The organism is Serratia liquefaciens ATCC 27592 (genome assembly GCF_000422085.1).
Taxonomy (GTDB): Bacteria; Pseudomonadota; Gammaproteobacteria; order Enterobacterales; family Enterobacteriaceae; genus Serratia; species Serratia liquefaciens.
The window spans coordinates 3,357,158-3,369,993 of record NC_021741.1; the positions used below are offsets into that span (position 1 = coordinate 3,357,158).

Sequence of the window (12,836 nt, forward strand, 5' to 3'; positions counted from 1 at the left end):
ATCTCTCTCATGGGAATGGAATACCAAATTTATCCAATATTCCCATGCCGCACGCCAGAAAAACTTTTATTTTGTGCTCTTCATCAGCCGCCAAGTTCCTGCTGTAGCCAGTCGAGGAATGCCCGTACCGGCGGGTGCCGTTCACGCCCGGGTACACACAACGCGGTGTAGGCCGCTCCCGGCACGCGAATATCCGGCCGATAGGGTACCAGCAAGCCATTACGCACCTGATCGGACACCATTACCGAACTGGCCAGCACCAACCCCTGCCCGGCTACCGCCGCTTGCAGCGCATAATGCTCTTCATCATAGGCCCGCAGCGTCGTGTGGCGCTGCCACCAATCGACCCCGGCAGCCAGGCACCAATCGCGCCAGCGGGTTTCGTAGAGGGTGGAATCCCGCCAGCGCACGGTGATCAAGGTTGGCGCAGGTTGCTCCGCCGCACAAAACCCCGGGGCGCCGTAAACGCCAAAACTCTCTTCCAGCCGCGCCGCCTGGTACAACTGCGGGTAGTTTGCACTGCTGTAACGAATAGCGATGTCTACGCTGGCGTCCTGCTGCAGATCAATCACCTCAGCGCAGGCCTCCAGGCGTACCAAATAGTGCGGATAGGCCTGATAAAAACGCCCCAGGCGCGGTACCAACCACAGCGCCGCGAAGGAATGGGTAACGGAAACGCACAGCGACCCCGCACTGGGCGTTGGTCGCAGAGCATCCAGCACCGTTGCCACGTCGAGCAATGCGCCGTGCACTCCGGCGAACAAACGCTCGCCCTTTGGCGTTAACCGCACGCCCCGCGGTATCCGATCGAATAATGCAAAACCCAGCTGCTGCTCAAGCGCTTTTATCTGATGCGATACCGCCGTCGGCGTCACCGCCAATTCCAGAGCAGCCAGTTTAAAACTACGCAGCCGGGCGGCGGATTCAAAAGTGCGCAATGCGGTAACCGGCAGCGAGGCAAACATGGTCAGGGCTCCCTACAGATGAATTGAACTCATCCTGAAAGAATAGCCGTCATTTGTCACTACAGCTTTACTCACCCTAAATTGATTCTCGTGTTCTACACCCCCATCAATGGAGAACGACATGAATTCATCTCATCAGTCAAAACGACTTATCGTCCTGGTTGGCAGCCCACGTCGCGACGGCAACAGTGCAACCCTGGCGCAGGCCATCATGGCGGGTGCCGCGGAGGCCGGCACCGACGCCAGCCTGTTTTTTTTAGACGATTACATCAACGGTTTTTTGGTGGATGAGCGCCACGCCACCCCGCCTGCCGACCGTTATGGCGAACTGTTCCTTGAGCATTTTCTGCCGGCGGACGCTGCGGTGTTCTGCACCCCGCTTTACTGGTACGGCATGTCGGCGCAAACCAAAGCCTTTTTCGACCGCTCTTTCAGCTACTACTCCAGCGCCTACCCCGATGCGGAACAGGTGCATCAGCGTATGAGCGGCAAACGCATCGGGCTGGCGGTAGCCTCGGAGGAAACCTATCCCGGTGCCGCGATGGGGATTGTGCATCAAATTCAGGAGTTCAGCCGCTATTCGCATTCCGAATTCGTCGGGCTGGTTCATGGCGCGGGCAACAGCCGGGGCGAAATCAGCCGCGATCCGCGTAACCCGCTGCAAGCCGCCCGCGAGCTGGGGCGCGAGATATTCACTCGTCCCTATTCAGACTACCGAATGGATACGCCGCGCAGCCCGCAGGTTTGGCAAAACTGACGCCGCCCAGGGGCAGCCTTGCTGCCTCTCAGACGGCTGACAAACCTGCTAAAAGGCTAAACCGGTAGCGGTCGAACATGTTCGACCCGATTTAACCATTGATTATGCTATTGGGCGCAGCATGCTGCGCCCCTACCATTAAACAACAGAGCACTTTTTCAACGGCCTCAGGGGCAGCCTTGCTGCTCCTTTATCAAGGTTGCGCAAGCATATGTAGCAAGATATTGCCGCCCATTGGCCCACCAGAACAAACGTCATATGATGCCAGGGTTCAGATCGGCATGCCCATCAACCCAAAGCGGAACAAGATGTCAAAACAGTGGAAAATAGCGGCGGCCAACCTTGGCCTGCGGATGTATACCCGGCTGGGTGGCAACTTTAAGGATAAGGCCCATTTTCAGCCTGAGCAGGTTTTTGAACGCATCGTGATTTTTTCCACCAGCGCCCTCGGCGACCTGATGTTTAACACGCCGGCGATCCGCGCGGTGCGTGAACGCTACCCGGCAGCAAACATCACCCTGATTTCCAGCCACAAGAACAAACAGTTGGTCGCGACCAGCCGCTGCTTTAATCAGGTCATTTATTGGGATCATAAAGCGAAAGACATGCTCGGTGTTATTCGCCAACTGCGCCAACACCGGCCTCAGTTGGCGATTATCCTGCACTCCAAATCCCCTTATGATGTGATGGTCGCCATTACTGCCGGTTGCCAATATGTCTTCAAAGACGCTTACGGTAATAAAGCCACCGGCATGGAGCCCTGGCTGTGTGGCGTGAGCCGCAGCACCGGCGGCCATCTGATTCAACGCAAGCTGGATCTGGTGGCTCAGTTGGGCTGCCAAAGCGACAACACCGAGATGTTTATTCCTGTCGAGTTTACGCCAGTGGCTAAAGCCGCAGGAAAAATTTCGATCGGCTTGCAAATGGGGGCTTCTGAAACGCTGCGCTGCTGGCCGGTCGCGCAGTTTATTCGTCTGGCGAAACTGCTGCTGGCATCTTCGCCGCACCACCAGATTGAATTAATCGGCAGCCCCAAAGAACTGTCTATTGAACGGGCGTTTATGGCGGGGCTGACGGCAGCCGAGCAGTTGCGCGTGGTCAGCCATATTGGCAAAACCACCCTGCCGCAACTGCTGGCGGTGATGTCGAACATGCAGGTGCTGGTCACCGGCGACACCGGCCCACTGCACCTGGCCATCGCCCTGAAAACACCGACCGTCAGCCTGTTTGTTACCGCCAATCCACAGCACACCGGCCCCTATCAAAACAGTGAATTGCATCAGGTGATGTACGTCCCGGTGGATGAACAAAAGCTCAATGCCGCGCAACGCCAACAGCCGCTCAGCATCATCACTGAAAATGAGGTGTTTGAAAAAGTGACGAACGCGCTGAAAATTAGCGCTCCGGTGGGCTAATCAGCGGAGGCTGGGCAAAGACCATCGCCAGCGGGAACCAAAACAGGTACCAAAACTCGGCCGGGTTCGCGATGACAAACATGCCCTGTGAACAGTAGAAAATCAGCATAAACAGGTACAAAGCCGCTTCCAGGCGGCGACCGGCCCGGAGATGACGCACGGCCAGCTGTGCGCCAAACGTCAATAAAGCGGCAAACAGGCAAAACCCCACCAACCCGCCTTTGAGCAACGCTCCCAAATACAGGCTATGGGTAGTATGAATAAACTCGCCGGTGTAATTGGTAAAGGTCAGCTGCTTATCAAAGCCATAGCCAAAGAACGGTGCCTGTTCGACCAACAACAGGCTGTGCCGCCAGATGCTCATCCGCACAAAGCTCTGTTGATACAGCTCTTCAAAACGCATAATCAACATTTCACCGATTGGTGAAAACAGCACTGCGCCCACGGCAAATAACACCGCGGCCGTAATGGCCAGCAGCGATTTTTTATTCAGCGCCAGATAGGAGGTGGTTAACGCCAACGCCGCCAATAAGGCCATCAGAGGGCCGCGACTTTGGGTGAACACCATAAAAGCGAACATCAGCGGGATCGCTGACAGCGCCCTTTTCTTCCCGGTATCACGGAACACCATCAGGCTTAGAATGATGCCCAACGCCGCATAGCCGGCCAGGTCGATCACGTTGCGCGGGCCGGGGTTGGCTCCGGAGGTTTCTCGGAGAGTATAAATTTCACGGAAATCAACGCTCGCCAGATACAAACACAGCAGCGTGATGCCGGCGATCACGGCGCAAAGCAGCAGGTTGCGCTCCGGACTTTCCAATACGGTGACCAGCAAGGCCAGATAGAGCAGGATATAAACGCTGTGCGTCAGGGTAGATGCCGTATCATCCGGCGTGCCGCCCCAAAGATTGCTGACGGCATAATAGGCAAGAAAGCAGGCTGCCAGCGCCATTCCCGCGCTTGCGGCACGCCGGTTAAGCCAGGCCGAGCGAACTCCGGGCCGTGTGGCCAGCGTCAGCAGAAAAAAGAATGCCGCGATGTGGAATAAATTATTGACCCGGGTAAAACCGCAAAAAATGGCGCTAAAAAAAGAAAAGGCCAGCATGGCGTAAAAAGAGAGTCGTTCGGTGAACTCAATTATTTTTGAAAAAATCATTACTATCAACCTTTTCAAAAATGCCGGTATCTATTGCGCTGTTTAATGAAAAGTTTCTAATCACCATTTTTCTCATCTTCATTCTCTCGCCGGCATGGCTAAATGCCGGAATAATCAGGTCATCGACCTTCTCCGGCAAAAATGTCGGCAACTTATTTTCATGAGTTTCATAAAAACGCGGCAAATTAAAATTATTCATATCCAGCCCGGCAATAAATAGCTGTTTAAACCCAAGAAAGGCAATGATCTGAAAAGCCCAATACACTACCGTGCCGGCATCAAAAATTCCGTGTCGAATATCGTGGCTGAAGGCGATGGTTTTGTTGCCAGGCGAGAAAAAAACGCTGCGGTCTTTGTGATAATGGTCCCACAATGCCGAGAGAGGAATTTGGGGGCTGTAAATTTTGCAGCTCGCGTCCTCAACCACTGAAAACCGGCATTTCACGCCTGCCAGGGTGAAGCAATCAATAATTTTCGCCACGCCGTGAACCGTGGTGAAAAGGATTAAATTCGGCGCCTGAATAATGTTTTCGATAATATCCGGCCGCCGATCGATAAACCCCATATCGACAATCACATAAAACCGAAAGTTAACCTTTTGGCTTAGACTAAAAGCCCCATTGACCCCGATGGCCGGCATCTCAGGCAGTTCACTAAAGCGAATGGCATTCACCGACGGCCCCGTAGCGGTCAATAATATGGGCCCCTTGCAGCTGTCTTTAACAGCTGACAGCGTCACTATAGGAACAGTCTGCTTTTTATAATGTAATTCGGCAATCTCGCCGCTGTCTGCACGTTCGATTTTTACGTAGGGCCAGAGATTTTCATTGTGCCGATAAGGCCGTGAATGAGAATAACGATACACCTGCTTAAGAAAACTGCCCATCGTATCCCTGCCCTGTAAAAATGTATTTGCGCCGAACAGAACTGTCCTGACCGCATTAGATTTATTGTAGGGCTGAGTATCTGAGCATTAATGAACATGGGCAATTATTGCATTTTGAATTCTTCGTAATGTTAACGAAAAGAGGTGTGTGGATTTGTTAACCGAGTTAAAAACCTGTAGGGAACGGTAATAATTATTCTTTAATTGCCTAGGGGCGAATACTTTCGCCCCATTAACATGGATTGTGCTGAGGGTTGTTTATAGATCGTCGAAAGGCTCGCCGAGCGTCAGCATCAGCCGATTGGCCCAGGCAAAGAACGCGGTCGATTGCACCAGATCCAGCAACGCCAGTTCGTCCAACCCTTGCTCGCGCAACGCCGCCAGATGCCCGGCATTGACCTGCGGCGGCGTGGCGGACAGCGCAGCGGCGAAGTCTATCTGCGTCCGCCACGGCTCCCCTTGCCCCTCGCTCAAAATGCCGCCCGGGAGCACATCCAGCAGCCGCTGTACCTCATCCGTTTGCTTGGACAACTGCGCCGCCTTGCGGGCATGCACCGAAGCGCAATAAATACAGCCATTCACCTTACTGGCCACCGTTGCCGCCAGCTCGCGATCCTTACGTTCCAACCCACCCGGCGTGTAAAAAATGGCGCGATCCGCCAACGTTCTCTGCTCCAGCACCGGATGGTTACGCGCCAGCAGGCGGAAATAATCCGAGTCGCTGTGCCCGAAGCGCGTCAAAAGCGCCTGGCCTTGCTCATCAAACTCTGCCAGCGGCTTGGAGGCAATCCAGGGCTCCCAACCCAGTTCCTGGCGGGTAAACACCGGTGGTGCGTGGCGGCCGCCAAGAGTCGCGGATTCGGTACGCCAACCGCCAGCTCTGACGGGTGCTCCGCCGGAGCTTTCGAGTGGTTTTCCTTCAAGCAGCCGATAACCCGTTAGCAAGCGGCTCTGGAAACTAACAAAGGCGATCAGCTGCGACAGGGTGACGATAGCGTCCAGCGACCAGCCGGCCTGTTGCAATGCCTGCAAATGCTGCGCGTCGGCGCTGGCGGGTTTGAACGCCAGCCTTTCGGCGTGATCGAACGCTGCCTGCAAATGCGGGCCAGGCTGAACGCCCCCCTCCTGCTGCAACAAGGTGCCGTAGTGTGCAGCAAGCAGCTTGTCCGCATGCCATTCGCTGATGCGCTGCGCGAGCTGCAACCGTTGCACGACGGGGAAATCGCCGGCATCAGCGGGTGAGAACAGCGCCAGATAGCTGGCCTGAATCGCATCTGTCGCCGCTTGTCGGGTAGCTCTGGCCTGAGCCAATGCAGAATTGGGGGCGATCTCTGCCAAGTCAGCCAGTAAATCTTTAGGGGGCAATGTTGCAGTCATACCTTTTCCTCAGCGTGATGTTCGTAGGAGACGGATGCGGGATTGCGGCGTTGCCAGCCCAGCTCCGGGGCAACGTGGCGGGCGATCAATTCAATAGAACGCAGGATGGTGGCGTGCGGCGGATCGATAGAGTGCACCTGGAATGCCAGATCGGTCACTCGCGCCAGCGCGCTGTCTTTTTGCAATGAGGCAATCACCTGCTCCGGGGTGCCAAGGTGCACGTCAAAAGCGCGGATCAGCCCATCAAGCGACTCGTCGGACGGCCGGTGGCCACTGGCGCGCAGGCGCTCAAGTCCACGGCTCAACCCTTTGGCGGCAAAGTCCCGCGCCTGTTGGCCATGGTCGGTTACCAATGCGGTGCGCGATCCCATGATGCGCGGCGCAATGCCGGGCGGCAGCGCCGCCAGATAAGCGTCGATAATCGGGTTCTGCAATTCGTCCAGCGGCAAATCCGGCGCATCTGCCGGGCGCGGCTGAGTACGCGACAGCATCAGGCCGTCACCGGCCCGCCCGGCGCGCTCGCCGCCTTCCACCGAAAAAGTCGCCTGCCAGACCCGTTCGGCCAACTGCGGTGCCGCCGGATACAGGCGGTTATCTTCACCACCCAGGGCCTCACCGCGCCAGGCTCGCAGCAGGGTGCTGAAATTGTCGGCAAACACCGCGTGACGCTGTGCGGCGTCGAAACCGAAGGCGCTGAACGAAGAAGGCGTGCCGCCTGCAGCGATACCGACTTCCAACCTGCCGTCGGACAGCAGATCCAGCACCGCAGTGTCTTCGGCCACCCGAATCGCAGACTCCATCGGCAGCGTGATCACCCCGGTGCCGAGCCGGATATGGCGGGTTCGCGCCGCCACCTGCGCCAGAAACACCAGCGGCGAAGGCAGGCCGCCCTCGTCCTCATGAAAATGGTGCTGCGCCACCCAGGCGCTGTCAAAGCCAGCCCGTTCGGCATGCACGATCTGTTCGGTCGCCAGCCGATAACGCTGTTGCGCACTGCCCTGATCCAGCAGCCGGGTGAAAAAACCGAGTCTTTTACTGCTCATAGAATGCACCCTCAATCTGGGGCTGTTCGGCATAAAGCTGACGGCCGGGAATGGCTTCAATCAGCTGACGTGTGTAATCGCTGCCCGGCATGGCGAACAGCTCACCGGTCGCCCCGCTGTCCACCTGCACGCCGCGGTGCAACACCGAAACGCTGTGGGAAATCTGCCTTACCGTGGCCAGGTCGTGTGAGATAAACAAATAGGTCAGCCCCAACTCCTGCTGCAGATCCTGCAGCAACCGCAGGATCTGCGCCTGAACCGTGACATCCAATGCCGAAGTAGCTTCATCCAGCACCAGTACCCGCGGCTGCAGCACCAGCGCCCGGGCGATCGCCACCCTCTGTCGCTGACCACCGGAAAGTTCGCGTGGTTTACGGCTCAGCAATTCGTTCGGCAGCGCCACGCGTTCAAACAAATCTCGCACCCGGCGATAGCGCTCGGCCTGGGTCAGCGGCTCGAAATTCAGCAGCGGCTCTTCAATCACCTGATACAACGTCTGGGACGGATCGAGCGAACCGAATGGGTTCTGATACACCAGCTGAATGCGGCGGCGGAACTGGCGCAGCGCTTCGCCCTTCAAGCGCGTAAAGTCGACGCCGTCGATAATGATTTGCCCGGCGTCCGGCCGTTGGAAACCGAGCAGGCAGCGCGCCAATGTGGTTTTACCGGAGCCGGACTCCCCCACCAGCGCATGGGTAGTGCCGCCAGGCACGCTGAACGACACCTGGTCCAGCGCCCGATAAGTTTTGCCACCGCTACCGGCCAGGGGGAAATCTTTCACCAGCCCATTGACCTGGATCGCCAGCTCCTGCGTGCGGTGACCGGGTTGCGGCACCACTGCACGGCTCAATGAGGGCACGTCAGCAAACAGCCGGCGGGTATAGTCGCTGGCGGGGGCGCGCAGCACCTCGGCAGTCACTCCCTGCTCCTGTACCCGGCCATGGCGAAATACCAGCAGCCGATCGGCGCGTTCCGCCGCCACCGCCAGATCGTGGGTCACCAGCAGCACCGCAGTGCCAAACTCCTGCCGCAGTTCGTCGATCAGATCGAGAATGCGTTTTTGCACCGTGACATCCAGCGCACTGGTCGGCTCATCGGCGATAATCAACGCCGGTTGCAGCGCAATGGCAATGGCGATCAACACCCGCTGTTTCATGCCGCCGGAAAGCTCGTGCGGATACTGACGCGCCCGCAGCTCCGGATGCGTCAAACCGACGCGGGTCAACAACGCCACCACCCGCTGCTGCAGCTGCTTGCGCGGCAGCCGACGGTGAATGTTGATGATCTCTGCCACCTGATCGCCAATGGTTTTCACCGGATTGAGTGAGCTGGAAGGATCTTGTGGGATCAAACTGATTTGCGCCCCGCGTACCGCATCCAGACGCTTTGATGACCAGTGGCTGATGTCGGTGCCGTTCAGCCGTATTGCCCCCTGCTCCAGGCGACCGTTTTCCGTCAGCAAACCAATGATTGCCTGCGCGGTGGTGGTTTTGCCGGAACCGGACTCGCCGACCAGCGCCACCACTTCCCCAGGCTGAATGGCAAACGACACCTGATGCACCACCCGCTGATTGCCAGCCGCGCCCTGATAGGCGATCGAAACCTGTTCCAGCTCCAGTACCGGTGGTGTGGCGCTCGCCCGTTGTAATGCGCTCTGAATACTCATGCTGGCGTTCTCCCCAATGCCCGGCTGATGCGGTTGGCCGCCAGAACCACCGCCACGACCGCCAGCCCCGGGAAGGTGGTTAGCCACCAGGCGGTGGAAATATAGTTGCGCCCTTCGGCGATCAGTAACCCCCACTCTGGCGTCGGCGGTGGCGTGCCGTAACCCAGGAAGCTCAAGGTGGCAATCGCCAGAATCGCGCTGCCGAACTGCAATGCCGAGAAGGCAATTACCGAGGTTAACGAGTTCGGCAAAATGTGCCGCCACAGCACCGCCCAGAAGGTACCGCCGCTGCCATAGGCCGCCTCGACGTAATCGCTGTGGCGTACCCGCACCACCTCGGCGCGCGCCAGGCGGGCAAAATTCGCCACCGAGGTTATCCCCACGGCGATGGCGGCGTTAACCGTGCCGAAGCCCAGCAAAATAATGATGCTCAACGACAGCAGCAGACCGGGAATCGACAGCAACACGTCGACAAGGCGCATCACAGCGTCATCCGAGATGCCGCCCACCGCACCGGCAATCAGCCCCAGCGCGGTGCCCAACAGCAGACCTAAAGCGACCGCCACCAGCGCGGCGGACAGCGTCTGCGAAGCGCCATAAACAATGCGCGCATAGAGGTCGCGCCCCAGTTGATCGGTGCCCAACCAATGTTCGCCCCCCGGTGCCAAACGCTGCGCCCCGGCAATGCCTTCGGTGCCGCTGTAGGCCGTGAACAGCTGCGGTGCCAGCGCCCACAGCACCGCGATGGCAATCACCGCCCAAGCCAGCAACAGCGTCAGCGGTACACGACGGCGGCGCGGACGGTGCGTTGGCAAAGTGCCTTCGCTTTCCACCGCGCCCAGATCGCGCTCTGGCGCGCTGGATTTCTCAAAGGAGATACTGCTCATACGGCGGCTCCTGTATGGGTTTTCAATCGCGGATCCAGCAGCGGGAACAGCAGATCCACCAGCAGATTGAGGGTGACGAAAGCGGCGGCGGAAATCACCACGATCGCTTGCAGCACCGCGACGTCCTGATTCAGCACCGCCTGCAAGGTGAGTTGCCCCAACCCGCTGCGGCCAAACACGGTTTCGGTAATCAACGCACCGGCGATCAGTTCGCCCAGTAAAATACCGGCGATGGTCAGCACCGGCAGCATGGCGTTACGCGCCACATGCCGCCACAGCACCCGGCTGCGGCTGGCGCCTTTGGCACGGGCCACGGCGACAAAGGGTTGGGTTTGTACCTGGTCGATACTGCGGATCAAGATCTGCGCCAGCGGGGCGGAAATCGGTATTGCCAGCGTCACGATCGGCAGGATCAGCCCTTCCCACTCCCCCGGATTGATCACCGGGATCAGCTTGAGCCGAAAAGAAAACAGCTGGATCAGCACAATGCCCAACCAGAAGGTCGGCACCGAGACAAACAGCGATGGCAGCGACTGCAGCAATGACCTCAGCCAGCCAAAACGGGCCAAATTGGAGATAAAGGCCAACGCCAACGCCAGGATCAGCGCCAGCGAAAACCCCAATAGCGCCAGTTGCAGCGTGGCGGGCAAGTTGGTGGCCAACAGCTCCGTCACCGGCACGCCAGCCTGAATGGAATAGCCGAGGTCCCCGCGCAGCACGTTGCCCAGTGCATGCAGATACTGCTGCCACAGCGACACATCGGCGCCATAGGCCGCGCGCATATCGGCGATCTGCGCCGGGCTGAGGCCCATGTCCGGGTTCTGAAACTTAATCAGAATGGCATCACCCGGCAGCACCTGCAGTAAGATAAACGACAGGCTAAAGGTCGCCCACAGCACCAGCAGCGCCTGCCCGATACGCCGTGCCAGATATCGGCTCATCATGGCCTCCTCAGCGTTTTTCCAGCCAGGCGCCGTAGAAACTCGGGCGGCCGACCGCTTCAAAACTTACGCCCTTGAGATAAGGCGCTCCGGCAAACACCTGCGGCTCTTCGAAGAACGGGATCACGTAAGCCTGATCGAGCAGGTAGTTTTGCGCCTCGCCGGCAATCTGCAGGCGTTTTTGGGCATCCACCTCTGAAGCGATGCCCAGCAGCAGCGCGTTCAGCTTGTCATCTTTAAATGCGCTGTTTTTGCCCGTCCCGCCTTGCTGCAACAGCGCATCGCGGTTGGTCGGGTAGAACTGACTTTTAATCACATCCGGATCGGCCCGCCCCACTTCCACCACCGCCGCCGGGGTTTTCTGCGGATCCAGGTTATCCGCCACCTTGCTGCCGGCGTCGCCCGCCAGAATGTTCAAACGCGCACCGACCTTGCCCCACTGCTGTGAAACCAGCTGCAGCACCGCCTTGTTCTGCGGTTGCGGCAGCGATTCATAAACGTTCAGCAACAGTTTTTTGCCGTCCTTCTCACGCAGGCCATCGCCGCCCTTTTTCCAGCCCGCTTCATCCAGCAGGCGGTTAGCCAGCGCCGGGTCGAATTTCAGTTTGGCGGAAAGATCGACAAAACCGGCGGCGGAAGAAGCAATTACCGATTTGGCCTGCGGATAGTTAACGGAGAACAGCGTCTCGACGATCTGCTTGCTGTCGGTGGCGTGCAGCAATGCCTGACGCACGCGCAGGTCGCTCACCAACGGGTTGTCCGGCCGGAAGGCCACGCTGTCATTTACGCCGCGCGTTGGGGCGGCGTAGATAGTGAAACCCTGATCCTGGGTTTGTTTCTCGTCATAGGCCTGGATCTGGCGAATAAAGTCCGCCTGCCCGGCCTGCAATGCGCCAATACGTACGCTGTCTTCGCCGGTCACGATCACCTTGATACCGTCCAGATTGGCGCGCCCCTGCTGCGTCAGCCTGGCCGGGCCCCAGCGGTAATCTTTGCGCACGCTGAGATCCACTTCGCGCCCCAGCGTTTCGGCACTGACCACGAACGGGCCGGAGCCGATGATATGGCGCGCGTCACCCAATTCGTCATAATTACGGTTTAAGGTGCTGAGAGAAACCAGCCCTGACCCTATGGTGGCAGTACCCTGCAGGAAACCCGGCGAAGAGCGCTTGAAGTAGAACTTCACGGTCAAGGGATCGATCACTTCACTGTGGTCATAGTTATTGATCACCTCGGAGACCGGCAGACGTTTCTCTTTGTTGCCCAGGCCGTAGGTATCGAAGTTCTTCGCCACCGCGTTGGCGTCCAGCGGCGTACCGTCCGAGAAGGTCACGCCCGGCCGGAGCTTGAAGGTGTATTCGGTTTTGTCGGCGTTACTGCTCCAGGATTCGGCGATCCACGGCTCAATTTCCAACGTTTTTGGGTTCTGGTAGGTCAGCTTGTCGGTGATCTGGTTGAGGATGCCGCCGTTGGGGTAGAAGCCGCCGGAAGGCGGATAAAGGTTGGTGTGCGCCTGCTGTTCCAGGTAGATCAGCGTGCCGCCCTGCACCGACGCCAGCGCCGGTGTAGCCGCCACCGTCAAGCCCAATGCCACTGTTATTCCGCTGGTTAATCTATTGAAAGAGAACTTAAACATAGTGTGCCACGCCTTCTTTATTTCGGAATGTTATGGATTAGATAACAAACCAAATCGGCGGGGAGTTGAACGAACTAATTTCGCTAACCTATGGCGGAAAATGCACA

At 58.0% G+C, this 12,836-nt stretch carries 11 protein-coding genes; 2 read left to right on the forward strand and 9 right to left on the reverse strand.

Going from position 1 to position 12,836, the window contains the following annotated elements; translation table 11 throughout:
• Window positions 1-83: 83 nt before the first annotated feature.
• Window positions 84-965: a LysR substrate-binding domain-containing protein gene (locus M495_RS15830; protein WP_020827690.1), complete on the reverse strand. Its 882-nt coding sequence runs from the start codon at window positions 963-965 to the stop codon at window positions 84-86.
• A 121-nt stretch (window positions 966-1,086) separates the two neighbouring features.
• Here M495_RS15830 and M495_RS15835 point away from each other — a divergent pair, with 121 nt between their 5' ends.
• Together M495_RS15835 and M495_RS15840 are read left to right on the forward strand one after the other, a co-directional pair.
• A complete protein-coding gene (locus tag M495_RS15835; protein WP_020827691.1) occupies window positions 1,087-1,722 on the forward strand; it encodes a flavodoxin family protein in 636 nt (211 codons plus the stop codon).
• A gap of 308 nt (window positions 1,723-2,030) precedes the next feature.
• Entirely contained in the window at window positions 2,031-3,137 is a 1,107-nt protein-coding gene (locus tag M495_RS15840; protein ID WP_020827692.1) for a glycosyltransferase family 9 protein, read from the forward strand.
• On the opposite strand, the gene M495_RS15845 is transcribed toward M495_RS15840, so the two are convergent.
• From M495_RS15845 to M495_RS15880, 8 genes are all read right to left on the reverse strand, one after another.
• Window positions 3,118-4,293 carry an O-antigen ligase family protein gene (locus M495_RS15845; protein WP_020827693.1) on the reverse strand — a complete coding sequence of 392 codons (1,176 nt, stop codon included), beginning with the start codon at window positions 4,291-4,293 and terminating at the stop codon, window positions 3,118-3,120. The genes M495_RS15840 and M495_RS15845 overlap by 20 nt on opposite strands.
• A complete protein-coding gene (locus M495_RS15850; protein ID WP_020827694.1) occupies window positions 4,271-5,179 on the reverse strand; it encodes a sugar glycosyltransferase in 909 nt (302 codons plus the stop codon). Before M495_RS15850 ends, M495_RS15845 begins: the two co-directional genes overlap by 23 nt.
• Before the next feature lie 258 nt (window positions 5,180-5,437).
• Window positions 5,438-6,556, reverse strand: coding sequence for an alkylhydroperoxidase domain protein (locus tag M495_RS15855; RefSeq protein ID WP_020827695.1), 1,119 nt, complete (start codon window positions 6,554-6,556; stop codon window positions 5,438-5,440).
• On the reverse strand, window positions 6,553-7,599 hold the full coding sequence (locus M495_RS15860; RefSeq protein WP_020827696.1) for a putative FMN-dependent luciferase-like monooxygenase: 1,047 nt from the start codon (window positions 7,597-7,599) through the stop codon (window positions 6,553-6,555). The genes M495_RS15855 and M495_RS15860 overlap by 4 nt, the downstream gene beginning before the upstream one ends.
• The gene (locus tag M495_RS15865; protein ID WP_020827697.1) at window positions 7,589-9,265 is read right to left on the reverse strand and encodes a dipeptide ABC transporter ATP-binding protein; all 1,677 of its coding nucleotides are present in this window, start codon (window positions 9,263-9,265) and stop codon (window positions 7,589-7,591) included. Before M495_RS15865 ends, M495_RS15860 begins: the two co-directional genes overlap by 11 nt.
• Complete coding sequence (locus tag M495_RS15870; protein ID WP_020827698.1) at window positions 9,262-10,152, reverse strand: ABC transporter permease; 891 nt, start codon at window positions 10,150-10,152, stop codon at window positions 9,262-9,264. Before M495_RS15870 ends, M495_RS15865 begins: the two co-directional genes overlap by 4 nt.
• Window positions 10,149-11,093, reverse strand: coding sequence for an ABC transporter permease (locus M495_RS15875; protein ID WP_020827699.1), 945 nt, complete (start codon window positions 11,091-11,093; stop codon window positions 10,149-10,151). The genes M495_RS15870 and M495_RS15875 overlap by 4 nt, the downstream gene beginning before the upstream one ends.
• A gap of 10 nt (window positions 11,094-11,103) precedes the next feature.
• A complete protein-coding gene (locus M495_RS15880; protein WP_041414747.1) occupies window positions 11,104-12,729 on the reverse strand; it encodes a TIGR04028 family ABC transporter substrate-binding protein in 1,626 nt (541 codons plus the stop codon).
• Between the last annotated feature and the right edge of the window lie 107 nt (window positions 12,730-12,836).

Coding starts and splice junctions, on each gene's coding strand:
- M495_RS15830 (WP_020827690.1), bottom strand. CDS start 965: ATGTTTGCCTCGCTGCCGGTTACCGCATTGCGCACTTTTGAATCCGCC.
- M495_RS15835 (WP_020827691.1), top strand. CDS start 1,087: ATGAATTCATCTCATCAGTCAAAACGACTTATCGTCCTGGTTGGCAGC.
- M495_RS15840 (WP_020827692.1), top strand. CDS start 2,031: ATGTCAAAACAGTGGAAAATAGCGGCGGCCAACCTTGGCCTGCGGATG.
- M495_RS15845 (WP_020827693.1), bottom strand. CDS start 4,293: ATGATTTTTTCAAAAATAATTGAGTTCACCGAACGACTCTCTTTTTAC.
- M495_RS15850 (WP_020827694.1), bottom strand. CDS start 5,179: ATGGGCAGTTTTCTTAAGCAGGTGTATCGTTATTCTCATTCACGGCCT.
- M495_RS15855 (WP_020827695.1), bottom strand. CDS start 6,556: ATGACTGCAACATTGCCCCCTAAAGATTTACTGGCTGACTTGGCAGAG.
- M495_RS15860 (WP_020827696.1), bottom strand. CDS start 7,599: ATGAGCAGTAAAAGACTCGGTTTTTTCACCCGGCTGCTGGATCAGGGC.
- M495_RS15865 (WP_020827697.1), bottom strand. CDS start 9,265: ATGAGTATTCAGAGCGCATTACAACGGGCGAGCGCCACACCACCGGTA.
- M495_RS15870 (WP_020827698.1), bottom strand. CDS start 10,152: ATGAGCAGTATCTCCTTTGAGAAATCCAGCGCGCCAGAGCGCGATCTG.
- M495_RS15875 (WP_020827699.1), bottom strand. CDS start 11,093: ATGAGCCGATATCTGGCACGGCGTATCGGGCAGGCGCTGCTGGTGCTG.
- M495_RS15880 (WP_041414747.1), bottom strand. CDS start 12,729: ATGTTTAAGTTCTCTTTCAATAGATTAACCAGCGGAATAACAGTGGCA.